General features: G+C 71.4%; 15 protein-coding genes. 6 read left to right on the forward strand and 9 right to left on the reverse strand.

The window, feature by feature from the left end:
- Window positions 1–9: 9 nt before the first annotated feature.
- Both ACIBHX_RS11725 and ACIBHX_RS11730 read right to left on the reverse strand, forming a co-directional pair.
- Window positions 10–2,295 carry a VIT domain-containing protein gene (locus ACIBHX_RS11725; RefSeq protein WP_397066616.1) on the reverse strand — a complete coding sequence of 762 codons (2,286 nt, stop codon included), beginning with the start codon at window positions 2,293–2,295 and terminating at the stop codon, window positions 10–12.
- On the reverse strand, window positions 2,292–2,915 hold the full coding sequence (locus ACIBHX_RS11730; protein WP_397066618.1) for a helix-turn-helix domain-containing protein: 624 nt from the start codon (window positions 2,913–2,915) through the stop codon (window positions 2,292–2,294). The genes ACIBHX_RS11725 and ACIBHX_RS11730 overlap by 4 nt, the downstream gene beginning before the upstream one ends.
- Before the next feature lie 102 nt (window positions 2,916–3,017).
- Here ACIBHX_RS11730 and ACIBHX_RS11735 point away from each other — a divergent pair, with 102 nt between their 5' ends.
- The 4 genes from ACIBHX_RS11735 (at window position 3,018) to ACIBHX_RS11750 (ending at window position 7,364) form a co-directional block, all read left to right on the forward strand.
- On the forward strand, window positions 3,018–3,485 hold the full coding sequence (locus ACIBHX_RS11735) for a Dps family protein (RefSeq protein WP_397066620.1): 468 nt from the start codon (window positions 3,018–3,020) through the stop codon (window positions 3,483–3,485).
- A 116-nt stretch (window positions 3,486–3,601) separates the two neighbouring features.
- Window positions 3,602–5,827, forward strand: coding sequence for an arylsulfatase (locus ACIBHX_RS11740; RefSeq protein WP_397066622.1), 2,226 nt, complete (start codon window positions 3,602–3,604; stop codon window positions 5,825–5,827).
- Window positions 5,828–5,902: 75 nt separating this feature from the next.
- The gene (gene mmuM, locus ACIBHX_RS11745) at window positions 5,903–6,769 is read left to right on the forward strand and encodes a homocysteine S-methyltransferase (protein ID WP_397066624.1); all 867 of its coding nucleotides are present in this window, start codon (window positions 5,903–5,905) and stop codon (window positions 6,767–6,769) included.
- 136 nt (window positions 6,770–6,905) lie between these two features.
- On the forward strand, window positions 6,906–7,364 hold the full coding sequence (locus tag ACIBHX_RS11750) for a MarR family winged helix-turn-helix transcriptional regulator (protein WP_397066625.1): 459 nt from the start codon (window positions 6,906–6,908) through the stop codon (window positions 7,362–7,364).
- Here ACIBHX_RS11750 and ACIBHX_RS11755 read toward each other — a convergent pair.
- Window positions 7,361–8,083: a lysophospholipid acyltransferase family protein gene (locus tag ACIBHX_RS11755; protein WP_397066627.1), complete on the reverse strand. Its 723-nt coding sequence runs from the start codon at window positions 8,081–8,083 to the stop codon at window positions 7,361–7,363. The genes ACIBHX_RS11750 and ACIBHX_RS11755 overlap by 4 nt on opposite strands.
- Window positions 8,084–8,217: 134 nt before the next feature.
- Between ACIBHX_RS11755 and ACIBHX_RS11760 the strand changes: the two genes are divergently transcribed.
- Both ACIBHX_RS11760 and ACIBHX_RS11765 read left to right on the forward strand, forming a co-directional pair.
- Window positions 8,218–8,976: an alpha/beta hydrolase gene (locus ACIBHX_RS11760; protein ID WP_397066628.1), complete on the forward strand. Its 759-nt coding sequence runs from the start codon at window positions 8,218–8,220 to the stop codon at window positions 8,974–8,976.
- 26 nt (window positions 8,977–9,002) lie between these two features.
- A complete protein-coding gene (locus ACIBHX_RS11765; protein ID WP_397066630.1) occupies window positions 9,003–9,455 on the forward strand; it encodes a hypothetical protein in 453 nt (150 codons plus the stop codon).
- A 12-nt stretch (window positions 9,456–9,467) separates the two neighbouring features.
- Here ACIBHX_RS11765 and ACIBHX_RS11770 read toward each other — a convergent pair whose 3' ends face one another.
- The 6 genes from ACIBHX_RS11770 to ACIBHX_RS11795 are packed head-to-tail and all read right to left on the reverse strand — an operon-like array spanning window position 9,468 to window position 14,247.
- Window positions 9,468–10,577, reverse strand: a complete 1,110-nt coding sequence (locus ACIBHX_RS11770) for a hypothetical protein (RefSeq protein ID WP_397066632.1) — start codon at window positions 10,575–10,577, stop codon at window positions 9,468–9,470.
- A gap of 37 nt (window positions 10,578–10,614) precedes the next feature.
- Window positions 10,615–11,313, reverse strand: coding sequence for an endonuclease/exonuclease/phosphatase family protein (locus ACIBHX_RS11775; protein ID WP_397066634.1), 699 nt, complete (start codon window positions 11,311–11,313; stop codon window positions 10,615–10,617).
- Window positions 11,314–11,331: 18 nt separating this feature from the next.
- Window positions 11,332–12,264, reverse strand: a complete 933-nt coding sequence (locus tag ACIBHX_RS11780) for an ROK family glucokinase (protein ID WP_397066636.1) — start codon at window positions 12,262–12,264, stop codon at window positions 11,332–11,334.
- A gap of 15 nt (window positions 12,265–12,279) precedes the next feature.
- A complete protein-coding gene (locus ACIBHX_RS11785; protein ID WP_397066637.1) occupies window positions 12,280–12,678 on the reverse strand; it encodes a DUF5304 family protein in 399 nt (132 codons plus the stop codon).
- Window positions 12,671–13,822 carry an ArsA family ATPase gene (locus ACIBHX_RS11790; protein ID WP_397066639.1) on the reverse strand — a complete coding sequence of 384 codons (1,152 nt, stop codon included), beginning with the start codon at window positions 13,820–13,822 and terminating at the stop codon, window positions 12,671–12,673. The genes ACIBHX_RS11785 and ACIBHX_RS11790 overlap by 8 nt, the downstream gene beginning before the upstream one ends.
- Window positions 13,819–14,247 (reverse strand): SRPBCC family protein, encoded by a 429-nt coding sequence (locus ACIBHX_RS11795; protein ID WP_397066641.1) that lies wholly within the window; start codon window positions 14,245–14,247, stop codon window positions 13,819–13,821. The genes ACIBHX_RS11790 and ACIBHX_RS11795 overlap by 4 nt, the downstream gene beginning before the upstream one ends.
- Window positions 14,248–14,267 lie beyond the last annotated feature (20 nt).

Raw genomic sequence — 14,267 nt, forward strand, 5'->3', positions numbered from 1 at the left:
CGCCGGTGATCAGGCGCGCTTCCAGAAGGCGCGCCGTGGCTCCTGGCCTCCTCCGGCCAGCGCCGTGAGCACCTCGACGGCGCGAGCCCGCAACCCGGGCACGTCGGCGAAGGGCAGTTCGGCCGTCTGGAGCTCCCTTGCCAGCGCCTGGAGCTCGGCATGGCCGCCCAGGTAACTGGCCAGCGCCTCCAGGCGCGAACCCAGGTCGACCAGGTACACCGCGAGCCCGGCCGCCGCGACCGAGCGCAGCCGTTCGAGCTCGGCCCGCAGCTGCGGCACCACCGCGTCCAGCCCGCGCGTGACCTGGGCACGTCCGGGACGGCCGAACCCGCGGGCGGGGCGCGGAGGGACGATCCCGCCGGCCGAACCGCCGCCCCTGGAGCCCTCGCTGCCGAGGAAGTCGGGCGCGTCGATCTCGTCCGCGAAGACGGCCATCCGGGGAGCGGCGGCCGGCGGCGCCATGGCCGCGGCGAAGGCACGCGGCATCATGGGCGGTCCTGACGGCATCTCCCACCCGCTGGGCGGCTCGACCGGCTGGATCACCCGGTGCTCGGGCGCCCCGTCGGCCACCTGACGGGTGTCGATTGCCACATAGGCGGTGAAGCGGCACAGCACGCCGTACTCCAGCGAGATCCTGACGATCTCGGCCTCGAGCGTGTGCTCGCCCATCGCGTAGCGGTCCTCCAGCTCGCGCAGGCGCGCGCGGGCCCACAGCGCGGGCAGCGCCGGGTTGTCGACGACGGTGCCCGTGACGTGCTGCTCCCACGGCGTACCGGCGGCCAGGCCGTGCACGGTCACCGCCTCGCCGCCGCGGCTTCTGCCGTACACGCGCAGCGGGACGCCGGGGAAGATGGAGCCCAGATGGGTGACGTCGGTGGCGTCCAGGCCCTTGAGCGACAGGTCGGTGACCAGCGGGGCGCCGATGCGGCGGTGGATCTGCTCCATGGCGGCGTCGAGCCTGTCCTCGGACTCGACCAGCTCGCACCGGCCGGCGCCGAGCCCGGCGAGCCGGCCGAGGAAGCCGGCGTTGACGGCGCGGTCGATGCCGACGACGTGCACGCGCATGGCCGACAGCGCGCCGCCGGTCCGCTCCAGGATCTGATCCTCGTTGCCGACCTGGCCGTCGGTGACCAGCACGAGCACCCGCTCGCGGGCCGAGCCGCCGTCGCCGAGCAGGGCGATGGCCTGCAGCATCGGGTCGAGCAGTTCGGTGCCGCCGCGGGCGTCCACCCTGGCCAGGTGCTCAACGGCGCGGTAGCGGTTGCGGTCGGAGGCCTCGGCCAGCCCCTCGAAGGCCCGCTCGACCTCGGAGTCGAAGGTCAGCACCGCGAAGCGGTCCTGGGCGGTCAGCGTGTCGACGATGCGGGCGGCGGCGCGGCGGGCGGCCACCATCTTCCATCCGCTCATGCTGCCCGAGCGGTCCAGCAGGAGCACCAGGTCGCGGGGCGGGCGCGGCGTCTCGAGCGCGGGCGGCATCACGGTGAGCGCGAACGCGCCTTCCTCGGTGAGCTGCAGCGCCGTGGAGGCCTCGAAGGCCAGCCGCAGGATGAAGTCGCGGTCCAGCCGCTCGCCGGGGCGGAGGCTGACCGTGTTCCCCTCCTCCTCGACGACGTGCAGGCTGGAGGCCAGCTCGCGCAGGTCCAGCCCGGCGGCGTCGACGGTGGCCCGCAGCGACAGGGCCACCGGGTTCGGGAAACCGGGCAGCAGCACCGGGGGCGTGATCCGGGAGGCGTCGGGGACGGCGTCGGTGTCCGGCGCCACGCCGTCGCCCGCCGGTGGCCCGTCCACGGGCGTGCCGGGGATGTAGCGCGGCGCCACGACCAGCGGGAAGCGGAAGGTGGCCGCTCCGTCCTCGTACGGTAGCGGCTGGCTCAGCGTCAGCCGTACCAGCACCTTCTCGCCGGGGACCAGGTTGCCGACGCGGATCGTGAACACGTCGGGCCTGTCCTCCTCGGCGATCGCGGCCCGCCTGCCCTCGCGCAGCGCCTGGTCGTAGTCGGCCCTGGCCTGGCCGCGCTCCTTCAGCACGCCCTCGATCACCCGGTCGTCGGCCTCCATGCGGAACCCCGTCACGGCCGCCCTGTCGGGGAGCGGGAAGACGTAGGTGGCCTCCAGCGTCACATCGAACGGGTTTCTGAAGCCCTGGGTCACCTCGACCCCAGCCACAAGTCCCGAAATATCGGCCTTTACGTCGACGCTCTCGAGCGGCAGGTTGCCCCGCTCGGTGCGCAGGGCCCCGAACCCCGCGTCGGGCACCGGCACGCACCGGCTCGGTTCGAGCGAGGTGATCTTCATGCGAGCTTCCTCTCTTCGAGCACCGCGAGCAGCGGTCCCGCCGCGGCGAGCACCGCCTGGACGTCTTCCTCCGACGGCATCCGGCCCCCGCCGTCCACCATCACGGTGACCCCGTCGGCCACCTTCAACCCCCACACCAGCCCCTTCTCCGTACGTCGCGCCCGCTCCCGCCCGCCTACCCGGGTATCGGGGGCACCGGACATCGCCCAGAACCGTGCCCGGCTCCCGGCCACGGGCTCGGCATCCTCCCCTGCGGCCGCTCCTGCCGGTCCGGGAGGCGGCAGGATCTCGGTCTCTGCGGGCAGCCCCTCCTTCGGGGCGGCGATCTCCTGGAGCATCGCGTCGGTGGCACCGGCGAGGGCCGCCTGGATCTCGGCGATCGAACGGCCGGCCGCCTGGAGCCGCTTGACGGCCACGAGCTGGAGCAGGTGCCGCCTGCCGTACTGGGCGATCCTGCCGCGCCTGGTCAGCGGCGGGTCGACCAGGCCGATCGTGGTGTACCAGCGGATGAGGCGCTCGCCGGGCACGTCGCGGACCCGGCCGTTGACCGGCTGGGTGTGCGCGCGCAGCTCGTCCGCCGCCCGCTCCGCCAGCTCGCCGATGGTCCAGGTCTCGCTCATACCCTCACAATGACACTGTCACTATTACAGTGTCAATGGAAGAAGCCCCCGCGGCGCCTTGTTGTCCCTAGGGAGTGATGAAACCAACGGGGAGGTACATCCATGGCTACGATCACCGGCCCGCTCTCGGGCGCCGCCAAGGACACCGTCGCGGAAGCCCTGCAGGGTGCACTGGTAGATCTCATCGACCTGTCCCTGGTCGCCAAGCAGGCCCACTGGAACGTCGTGGGACCGCACTTCCGCCCGCTGCACCTGCAGCTCGACGAGCTCGTCGCGGTGGTGCGCGAGCACGCCGACACGATCGCGGAACGCGCCGTCGCGCTCGGCGTCAACCCGGACGGCCGGTCGGCCACCATCGCCAGGTCCACGAAGATCACGCAGCCGGACGCCACGTGGATCGAGGACGGCAAGGTGGTCGCCACGTTCACGGACGTGCTGGAGGCGGTGGCCAAGCGGATGCGCGAGCGCGTGGACGTCACGGCCGAACCCGACCCGGTCTCGCAGGACCTGCTGATCGCGGTCGCGCAGGACATCGACAAGCAGCACTGGATGTTCCAGGCACAGCGCTGAGCCCGGCGTGGCCATGGGGTTGGGTCTAGGCGGCGATCAAGCCCGTCGGAAACAATCGGCCCCATGGCCACGACTGTGCTGATCATGGGCGCCGGACTGAATCCCGGGCTGACCGGGTGAGCGCCTACGAGGGGTTCGGCGGGCGGGTCGGCAGGACGTTCGCGGGGTCGGAGTCCTGGTGGCCCGGGCGGCCCGCGCCGCGGGGGCCGAACGTCGTGATCGTGCTGGTCGACGACGTGGGTTTCGCGGACCTGGGGTGCTACGGCTCCGAGATCCCGACTCCGCACCTGGACGCGCTGGCGCGCGACGGCGTCCAGTGGACCGACTTCCACGTCACGCCGATGTGCTCGCCGACCAGGGCCGCGCTGCTGACCGGCGTCAACGCGCACCTGGCGGGCGTCGGGCACGTGGCCAACTCCGATCCCGGATTCCCTGGGTACGCGGGCGAGATCTCGGCCCGGGCGCCGACGCTGGCGGAGGTGTTCAGCGCGGCCGGGTGGCAGACGATGGCCGTGGGCAAATGGCACCTCACCAAGGACTCCGACATGTCCGACGCGGGGCCGCGACACGCCTGGCCGTTACAGCGGGGCTTCGAACGCTTCTACGGGTTCCTGGAGGCGTTCACCAACCATCACCACCCACACCGGCTCATCAGGGACAACTCCGCGGTCGAGGTGGACCGCTACCCCGACGGCTACTACCTGGCCGACGACCTCACCCGCGAGGCCGTGGACATGGTCACCCAGGCCTCCCTCGGCGACCGGCCGTTCTTCCTGTATCTGGCGCACGGCGCCGCCCACGCGCCACTCCAAGCTCCCCCGGACGAGATTTTGCGCTTTCGTGGCAAATATCGTGACGGATGGGATGTCGTACGGCAGCGCCGCTTCGACAGGCAGCGGGAACTCGGCATCCTCCCCGAGGGCACCCGCCTGGCCCCGCGCAACCACGAACCCGGCGACGACGTGCCCCCATGGGACGAGCTGACCGACGCGCAGCGGCGGGTCTTCGCCCGCTACATGGAGGTCTACGCCGCCATGATCGCGAGCATCGACCGCAGCGTCGGCACGCTCCGCCAGACGCTGGCCGACCTCGGACGGCTGGACGACACCGTGTTCGTGTTCACCTCCGACAACGGGGCGTCCAGGGAGGGCGAGGAGCACGGCACCACCCAGTACCTGCGGACCCTGTTGTCGTCCAACAGCCGCCACGACCGCGAGGATCCCGAGGCGGACCTGGCCCGCCTCGGCCTCATCGGCGGCCCGCGCACGCTGGCGCACTACCCGCGCGGGTGGGCGATGGCCTCCAACACCCCCTTCCGCCTCTACAAGCGGAACACGCACGCGGGAGGGCACGCCGTACCGCTGCTCATGTCGTGGCCGGGCGGGCCGCGCGGCGAGAAGCGGCACGACTGGGCGTACGTGACGGACGTCTTCCCCACCCTGATGCGGCTCACCGGCGTCGAGGCGCCCGAGGGCCCGCCGCGCGAGGGGACGTCGCTCGACGGGGACAGGCAGCCGCGGGGGCAGTACTCCGAGCTGCAGGGACACCGCGGGTACGTGCGCGGCGAGTGGGAGATCGTGACGCGGCACGCGCCGCTGACCCCGTTCGGCGAGCACGAGTGGGAGCTGTACCACCGCCCGACCGACCGCACCCAGCTCGACGACGTGGCCGGCCGCCACCCCGAGGTGGTCAACGAGCTGGCCGGGGCTTGGCAAGCGGCGGCCCTGGCCAACCAGGTCTATCCGCTGGACGAGGGCTCACGCCTGCGCTACCTGCTGCGCCCGCCCTGGCAGCAGGACGCGGTCCCGGTACGGCTGCCGCCGCACGCGCACACGCTGGAGCGATGGCAGGCCCTCCAGCTGATCCAGTGGCGCTCGTTCACCGTCACCGTCTGCATCGCCGCGCCCGGCGAGGGCGTGCTGGTCGCGCACGGCGGCCAGGGCGGCGGTTACCTGCTGTATGTCGAGGACGGCGAGGTGGTCTTCGTCCAGAACGGGTACGGCGTGCCGCGCGAGCTGCGCGCGGGGCCGCCGGGCGAGACCGTGACGCTGGAGGTCACCGCGCCCGGCGACTGGGAGTGGCGGGCCCGCGTCGAGGTGGACGGCCAGGCCAGGGGCGAGCTGGCCGGGCTGCCGATGCTGGCGGCGTTCTGCCCGATGGAGGGCATCGACGTCGGCGTGGACCGGCGCTCGCCGGTGTCGTGGGAGGTCTTCGAGCGCCACGGCCCGTTCCGGTTCACCGGCGAGCTGCGTGAGGTGGTCTACACTCCCGGTGCGTTCGCCCCCGATGCCGGATCCGCCTTCGTGGACCTCGTCCGACAGATCGGATTGCGCTACGAATAACTAATCTTTGTCCACTCAAGGGAATGAGATGACCGCTTGTTCGGCCTGGTGCCCCAGGGACCCTACTCTGGACGGGTGAGCACTCTCGTCCTGGACGGCGGCCTGTCCACCCATCTGGAGACGCTCGGCGCGGACCTGCGCGACGAGCTCTGGTCCGCGCGCCTGCTGCTGGAGAACCCGGAGCTGATCAGGCGGGTGCACACCGACTACTTCGTGGCCGGGGCGGACGTCGCCATCACCGCCAGCTACCAGGCCTCGATCCCCGGATTCCAGAAGCGCGGCCTGGAACTGGAGGAGGCGGCCCGGCTGATCGCGCTGTCGGTCGAGCTGGCCTCCCAGGCGCGCGACGAGGCCGGCGCCGGGCTGGTCGCGGCGTCCGTCGGGCCGTACGGGGCGTACCTGGCCAACGGGGCGGAGTACACCGGACACTACGACCTGGATGAGGACGGCCTGGTGACCTGGCACCGGCCCCGCTGGGAGATCCTCATGGGGGCGGAGCCCGACCTGATGGCCGTGGAGACCATCCCGTCGTACCCGGAGGCCCGCGCGCTGGCCAGGCTGCTGGACGAGACGCCGGACGTGAAGGCGTGGATCAGCTTCTCCTGCCGCGACGGCGAGCACATCAACGACGGCACCCCGATCCGCGAGGCGGCCGCGCTCTTCATGGGCAACCCGCAGGTGGTGGCCGTGGGCGCGAACTGCACCGCGCCCCGGCACATCCCCGGGCTGATCGAGTCGCTCCACGGCGGCCTGCCGATCGTGGTCTACCCGAACTCGGGCGAGACCTGGGATCCGGCCGGTCACCGCTGGGAGGGGCTGACGGATCCCGTCGAGTACGGCCAGGCGGCCAAGGAGTGGCAGCAGGCGGGCGCGTCCATGATCGGCGGCTGCTGCCGTACCACTCCCGAACACATCGCCCAAATCCGGGCCCACGTGTCCTAACCCACGTTCTTCCGCAACCCGGACAGTGCCACCAGCCCGGCCGGCCAGGACGACGGCGGCCGCGCCTGGCTCCGCGGCCAGGTCCGCGCCGCTTTCCCCGGAAAGTTCAAATCTGAACAACAAGTACACTGACCTCGTGACGGATACCCGGTGGCTCGACGAGGAGGAGATGGCCGCCTGGCGCGCGTTCCTCTCCGCCTCCCACCTGCTCGAGCGGCGCATCGAGGAGCAACTCAAGGCCGCTGCCGGCCTTACCCACCCCCAGTACGAGATCCTGGTACGGCTGTCCGACGCCCCCGGGCGCCAGCTGCGGATGACGGAGCTGGCCAGGGTCGTGGTCGTGTCGAAGAGCGCGCTGACCTACCAGATCACCCAGCTGGAGAAGGCCGGCCTGGTGGAACGCGCCACCTGCCCCGGCGACGACCGCGGCGTGCTCGCTGTGCTGACCGACGCGGGGATGGCCTGCCTGAAGCGCGTCGCGCCCGGCCACCTGGAAGTGGTGCGCGCCTACCTCATCGACCGCCTGACCCGCGAGGAACTGCGGACGATGGCCACCGCGATGAGCAAGGCCGAGAAGTCGCTGCGCGCCCGCTAGGGCTGCGTGTCCGCGGAGGGCTTCTTGGCGGCGCGGGCCGCGCGCTCCATCTCGACCTTGGCGCTGGCGGCGTACTTGTCGACGTACTCCTGCTCCGACAGCTCCATCAGCGCGTACATGATCTCGTCGGTGACCGCGCGCAGGACGAGCCGGTCGTCCTCCATCCCGTAGTAGCGGGAGAAGTCGAGAGGCTTGCCGAAGCGCACGCCCGGCCGGATGCCGAGCTTGGGCAGCGGCCGTCCGGGCGGCATCATCTCGTAGGTGTTGACCATGGCCCACGGGATGACCGGAGCTCTGGACATCAGCGCCAGCCGCGCCACCCCGGTCTTGCCCTTGTACAGGCGGCCGTCGGGCGAACGAGTACCCTCGGGGTAGATGCCGAGGATGTTACCCTCACGCAGCACGCGCAGCCCGGTGCGCAGCGCGGCCTCGCTCGCCTTGCCACCGGATCTGTCGATGGGCACCGTCCCGACGCCGCTGAAGAACAGCCGGGTGAAAAAGCCCTTGATACCGCGCCCGGTGAAGTAGTCGGACTTGCCGAGCGAGATCACCTTGCGCGGCAGACGGAGGGGCCCGAAGAAATGATCGGCGAACGACAGGTGGTTGCCCGCCAGGATCGCGGGACCCTGCCGGGGGACGTTCTCCGTTCCTTCGGCCCACGGCCGGAAGACCAGATGGAGGAACGGCCCCAAGATGGCCTTGACCACCCAGTAGAACACCCAGCCACCTCTTCCCTGACCATCAACCCAAGCGTAGTCATCTTCGCATCCCAGAGGCGATGCTCCTAGCCAGCCCTCGAGGGATCGTGCGACGATCGGGCAATTCGGGGATGAAATCCCACCGAGGAGCTGTTATGCCGCTCATGCCAGGCGCGGAGCCCTACCACCACGATGCCGGACAAGTCGGCGTGCTGCTGTGCCATGGCTTCACCGGCACTCCGCAGTCGTTGCGGCCGTGGGGTGAGTACCTGGCCGAGCACGGCCTGAGCGTGTCGCTGCCACGCCTGCCGGGCCACGGCACCACCTGGCAGGAGATGAACCACACCCGCTGGGAGGACTGGTACGCCGAGGTGGAGAAGGCGTTCGAGGACCTGCAGGGCCGCTGCGCGGAGGTGTTCGTGGCGGGCCTGTCGCTGGGGGGCTGCCTGGCGCTGCGCCTGGCCGAGGTGCACGGCCAGGCGATCAGGGGCGTGATCGTGGTGAACCCGTCGATCGCCAACGACGTGCCGCTGCTGCGGCTCGCCCCGGTGATCAAGTGGTTCATCCAGTCGGTCCCCGGCGTGGCCAACGACGTCAAGAAGCCCGGCGTGACCGAGCTGGCCTACTCGCGCACCCCGGTCAAGGCCGCCGCCTCCCTGCCGGGCCTCTGGGCGCTGGTCCAGAACGACCTGACGAGCCTGACGCAGCCGCTGCTCGTCTTCCACAGCACCGAGGACCACGTGGTCAAACCGACCAGCGTGGCGATCATCCGTCAGAAGATTCCCCAGGCCACGATCGAGGAGCTAGCCGATAGCTATCATGTTGCGACGCTGGACAATGACGCCGACAAGATCTTTGCTGGAAGCCTCGACTTCATCAGGACTCATGCCTCGGTACCCTTGCAGAGGGACTGAACGCACTCCAGGGGGAAGGCGCGTAGGTGACGCCTCAGAGTGACGAGGACGAGGTCTGGCGCCAGATCGTCGCGTCCTTCAACAACACCGCCGAGCGCGACTCGGCCGACCAGCCATGGCCGGACAGCGAGAACGTACCGGCCGAGCCGGTCGAGCCGTCGCGCCGGATCGTCAAGCCGCCCGAGTTCGACGACGACGAGCCCGACGACGAAGCCGCCCGCGACGAGGACGAGGAGCACTACGTCCCCCCGCCCCCGCCGCCGCTGCCCAAGCTCGACCTGCCCACCAAGCTGGCCTGGGTGGCGCTGTTCGGCGGGCCCGCCTACCTGCTGATCGCCGCGATGGCCGAGTGGCACATGGAGGGCTGGGCGCTGTTCACCGCCGTGGCCGCCTTCATCGGCGGGTTCGTGGCGCTGGTGGTGCGGATGGGCGACGGCCCGCCCAACGACTCGGGCTGGGACGACGGCGCGGTCCTCTGAGGAGCGCGGCGCTCAGAAGTCCTTCGGGACCAGGGACTTGGGACCGAAGGACTCCACCACGTCGGTGTAGCGGTCGTTCCTGTCGACCGAGTGGCCCACAGCCCAGACCGAGCCCTTGCCCGGCACATAGGCCACCGCCTGCAGCCGGATGCTGCTGCGGCCCTTGACCGGCTCGCCCCGCATGGTGGCGCAGGCGCCCTTCTCGCAGCGCAGCATGTACGCCTCGGCCGGCTGGGCCGGGTCGTAGCCGGCGATCCAGAACCGGCCCTTGCCGTCGCCCGCGACCCCGTAGAGCCGGGCGTTGCCCGCCTCCAGCTTCTGGCGCTGCCACTTCTTGCCGTTCCACATCAGCACGAGCGGGCCGACCCCGCCGTCGGCCTGGTGGACGCCGCCCACCGCGATCGCCCGCTTGACGCCGTCGGCCTGGACGTCGCGCAGGTAACCGCCGGGGATCGAGGGCACCGGCACGGACTTCCATGCGTTATCGGCATATTTCAGAATCAGCGGGGCGCTGCCGGTGTCGCCGACGGCGAACGGGCCCGAGACGGCGTAGAGCGCGCCCTTCTCCTTGGTGGTCTGCGCCGTCCACGCGCCGCGCTCGCCGGTGACGATGAGCCCGTTGCGCTCGCGGCTGCCGACCGCGACCACCCGCCCCGGCCGGGCGTCGATGCCACCCAGCCAGTCGCCGACCCGCAGCTGCTGCGGCCTGACCCGGTCGAACCCGGTCACGTCGCCGTTGGCCAGGTACGGCACGCCGTCGTGCCCGTCGCCGACCGCCCACACGTCGGAGGGCGAGGTGGCGGTCACCCCGCGCAGGTTGTCCGCGCCGGTCGCGTCGCGGATGGCGGCCTCGGCCCAGGAGGTGCCGTTCCAGTGGCGGATCGTGCCCCGGTTCTGCCAGAGGTCCCAGATGCCCTGCTGGCCCACGGCCCAAACGTCGTTCGGGGACAGCGCGACCACGTCGGAAAGCGAGCCGTCGGAGTCCAGGCGCGCGCTCGTCGAGTGCTGCCACGCCTCCACCGTGACGGGGCGTGGATCGGCTTGCGCGACATCGACCTGCGGCACGGCGAAAGCCAGTGCGAGGGTCATGGAGAGCGCACGCCGCCGAGAGCGACGAGTCATGAGCAAATGGTACGGCTTGCCTGACCTCCCACGCCCCTCAGGGGGCGACAGTGAGCTCGGCGACCACAGGCAGGTGGTCCGTGGCCGCGGCCAGATCGGCGGCCTCGGCCTCGGGCACGCCGCACGACACGACGGAGAGCCCGGCCCCGGCGAAGATCGCGTCGATGCGCTCCTTGGGCTGGCGGGCGGTGAAGGTCAGCCCGTTGCCCCTGGGCGCGGCGGGGTAGCAGTCGGACAGGCGTCCCGCCAGGCAGCGCCAGGCGGGCTCGTGGTCCTGCTCGTTGAGGTCACCGGCGATCACCGGGATGGCGCCCTGGGCCTGCGCGACTCTGTCGAGCTGGGCCATCGCCTCGTTGACGTGGTAGAGCCGGGCGGGGGCGTCGAGGTCCAGATGGATGGCGCCGACGGCCAGCCGTACTCCGTCGATCTCCAGCACGGCCAGCGCCATGCCGCGGACCTCGAGCCCGATGAAGACCTTCAGCACGCGGTTCTCGGCGTACACCACGCGGGCGCGCGGGCCCGCGTAGACGGCGACGCCGCCCAGGCGGCCGCCCGCGGCCACCGTCATGCCGCAGGCCTGGGCCAGCTCGGTGCGTTTGCCGCGCCAGTTGAAGAAGCGCGGCGCCTCCTGCACGCACAGCACGTCGGGCCGCATGGCGGTGATGACACGCACGAGCGCGGGCACGCTGTCCTGCATGCTGCGCACGTTGTAGGTACCGATCCGCAGGACCGTCACGGACGGAATGTAATCCCGTCAGCGCTGCCTGGCCAGGTCCGCGGCGCCGGCCACGCCCGCCCACGGGCCCAGCTCGGCCAGCCGGACCTCGGCGACGGGGCGGTGGCCGCGGCCGGTCAGGCGCGCGGCGAACGTCTCGCGGGCGCGGTCGATGAACAGGTCGGCGGCCCTGGAGACGCCGCCGCCGATGATGAAGCAGCCGGGGTCGAGGACGGCGGCCAGGTCGGCCATGCCCTGGCCGAGCCAGTCGGCGATGTTGGCGAAGGCCCTGAGCGAGGCCTCGTCGCCCTTGCGGGCGGCCTCGGTCACCTGCTCGCCCTCGATCTTGCCCTCGGCCACCCCCAGCAGGATCCTGGCGCGATGCGGCTGCACGTCGGCCAGGTAGCGGGCGTCGTGCACGAGCGCGTTGCCGCTGGCGTACTGCTCCCAGCAACCGTTGTTGCCGCAGCCGCAGGGCCGCCCGTCGGGCACGACCTGCATGTGGCCGAGCTCGGCGGCCATCCCCCAGCGCCCGCGGAACAGCTTGCCGTCGAAGACCAGGCCGCCGCCGATGCCGGTGCCGACGGTGATGCAGATGACGTGCGTCTGGCCGCGGCCCGCGCCGAACCTGGTCTCGCCCCAGGCCATCGCGTTGGCGTCGTTCTCCACCACGACGGGCAGGCCGACCAGACCGCTGATCTTCTTCTGCAGCGGCTCCTCGCGCCAGGCAAGGTTCGGGGCGAAGCGCACGATCGATCGGGTCTCGTCGATGAATCCGGCGGCGCCGACGCCGACGGCCTCGACGTCCCTGCCGGCCGACAGCTCGCGGACCACGTCCGCGACGGTCTCGGCGACCACGTCGGGCCGGTCGGCCGCGGTCGGCCGCAGCGTCTCCTGGAGGATCTTGCCGTCCTCGTCGACCACGCCCGCGGCGACCTTGGTGCCGCCGATGTCCACTCCGATCGTGAGCATTGCCCCGCCTACCCCTTATCCCAGGTCGATGTGTTCGACGTTGTCGCGACTCTGGTCGTCGCGCGGCCTGCGGGGGGCCGGCCTGCTCAGCGCGTCCAGCGCGCCGCGGACCGCGGCGAACAGCTCACCGCCCGCGGCGACCAGATGCCCGGCCACGTCGGAGCCGGACTCGCGCTGCGCCGCGATCGCCCGGCAGACCGGGCAGGCGCGGCAGATGTACTCCTCGTGCTCGGGCTCGGAAACCGCCTCTTCCCACACGTCGCGTTCTTTATGCCCGCCGCCGCCTCCGGTGACGGTGTTGATCACGGTCTTGCCGACGTGGCGCGTGGCCTTGCCCTGGATCGTGTCGAAGAGTTTGCGCGCCTCTTCCGCCACGGTCCCGATCGGATCCCGCTCGTTGCTGTTGTCAGTCATCAGGCCCTCCTGACACGAACCGTACCCGCAGGAAGCCGTCGCGGAGCGCCGCCCCGCTGATCTTCCTGCGGGCCAGCGCCGCGGGCAAGGCCAGGATCCTGCGGTACGGCCCGGCCGTCACGATCAGCTCGTCCCCCTTGCGCGCCAGATCAACCTCGTCGCGGTCGGCGCCCGGCAGGGCCAGGGTCAGCTCGTCGGCCGACAGCCGCAGCGGCGGCTCGACGTCGGGGTTGGCGAACGGGTCGGTGTCGCCGTACAGCTCCTGCCCCACCTTCGCCAGCGTGTTCACGCCCACCGGCTCCGCGGGCAGGTAGGGCACGACGTGGACGGGCAGCGGCGCGAAGGACTCCTCGGCCTCGGTCAGCAGCCTGGACTGGGCGGCCACCCACTGCGCGCGCCACTCGTCGGCGCCGCCGGCCGGGAAGACCCGGTTGGCCACGACCGCGTCGACGCGGTAGCCGTACAGGTTGAGCGAGGTGAGCGTGCGCCTGGCCTCGGCGAGCACCACCGACTCGGGGGTGAGCACGAGGCGGACGGAGGCGTGCTCACCGGTGAGCAGCTCGCGCACCTCCATCAGGCCGCGGTGGAAGCGCTCGCCCGCGCTCATCACCTCCTCGCCGGGGGCGCTGACGCGCGCGACCGTCTTCATCAGCGGCGAGACGATCTTCATGATCTTGCGGCCGACCGGCAGGAGGCGGGTGACGTGCCAGTCGAGCGCCTCCGGCAGGGCCAGCAGCCGCAGCGTCTCCGCGGTGGGCGCGCAGTCGACGACGATGACGTCCCAGCGGCCTTCCTGGGCGTGCTCGCGCAGCTCGAGCAGGGCGATGACCTCCTCGGCGCCGGGCAGCACCGTGATCTCCTCGGAGGTGACCTGGTCCAGGCCCAGCTCCGTCAGCAGGCCGCGGGCGTAGTCCTGCAGCTCGCCCCAGTGGCGCTCCAGCGACTTCTGCGTGTCGACCTGGTGCAGGTGCAGGCCGGGCGCGACCTCGCCGGGCTCGACGCCGAGCGCGTCGGCCAGCGAGTGCGCGGTGTCGGTGGAGACGATCAGCGTCTTCAGTCCGCGCCTGGCCGCGAGCGTGGCGGTGGCGGCCGCGACGGTGGTCTTCCCGACGCCGCCCTTGCCCGTGAAGAGCAGGACCCTCACCGGCGTTCGACCCTCTTCTTCAGCCCCTTGAGCGCGGTGTCGACGATGACCTTCTCGGCCTTGCGCTTGATCATGCCGATCATCGGTACCTTGAGGTCGACGGCGAGCTCGTAGGTCACCTCGGTGCTCCCGTTGAGGGTGTAGCTGCCGGCGAGCTCGGCGATCATCTTGCCGGGCTCGACCACCTGCCAGGTGACCTGCTGGTCGTCGTCCCAGTGGTAGCTCAGGGTGTAGGTGTCGCTGATCACCCCGGCGTCCAGGACGAACCTGACGTTGGCCGGCCGGCCCTGCTCGTCGGTGGTCAGGACCTCGGCGCTCTTCACCTGCCCGGCCCACTCGGGGTACGCGGGGAAGTCCGCGATGACCGCCATCACGCTGGCGCGGTCGGCGTCGATCGTGATGCTCGAACTGGTGCGATCAGCCATGCGACCACGTTACCGTTCGG

Origin of the sequence: Nonomuraea sp. NPDC050536, from assembly GCF_044457685.1 — a bacterium.
In the GTDB taxonomy this organism is placed as follows: domain Bacteria; phylum Actinomycetota; class Actinomycetes; order Streptosporangiales; family Streptosporangiaceae; genus Nonomuraea.

What these genes read in the sequence shown, in the direction of transcription:
- ACIBHX_RS11725 (WP_397066616.1), bottom strand. Translation starts at nt 2,295, where the DNA reads ATGAAGATCACCTCGCTCGAACCGAGCCGGTGCGTGCCGGTGCCCGAC.
- ACIBHX_RS11730 (WP_397066618.1), bottom strand. Translation starts at nt 2,915, where the DNA reads ATGAGCGAGACCTGGACCATCGGCGAGCTGGCGGAGCGGGCGGCGGAC.
- ACIBHX_RS11735 (WP_397066620.1), top strand. Translation starts at nt 3,018, where the DNA reads ATGGCTACGATCACCGGCCCGCTCTCGGGCGCCGCCAAGGACACCGTC.
- ACIBHX_RS11760 (WP_397066628.1), top strand. Translation starts at nt 8,218, where the DNA reads ATGCCGCTCATGCCAGGCGCGGAGCCCTACCACCACGATGCCGGACAA.
- ACIBHX_RS11770 (WP_397066632.1), bottom strand. Translation starts at nt 10,577, where the DNA reads ATGACTCGTCGCTCTCGGCGGCGTGCGCTCTCCATGACCCTCGCACTG.
- ACIBHX_RS11780 (WP_397066636.1), bottom strand. Translation starts at nt 12,264, where the DNA reads ATGCTCACGATCGGAGTGGACATCGGCGGCACCAAGGTCGCCGCGGGC.
- ACIBHX_RS11785 (WP_397066637.1), bottom strand. Translation starts at nt 12,678, where the DNA reads ATGACTGACAACAGCAACGAGCGGGATCCGATCGGGACCGTGGCGGAA.
- ACIBHX_RS11795 (WP_397066641.1), bottom strand. Translation starts at nt 14,247, where the DNA reads ATGGCTGATCGCACCAGTTCGAGCATCACGATCGACGCCGACCGCGCC.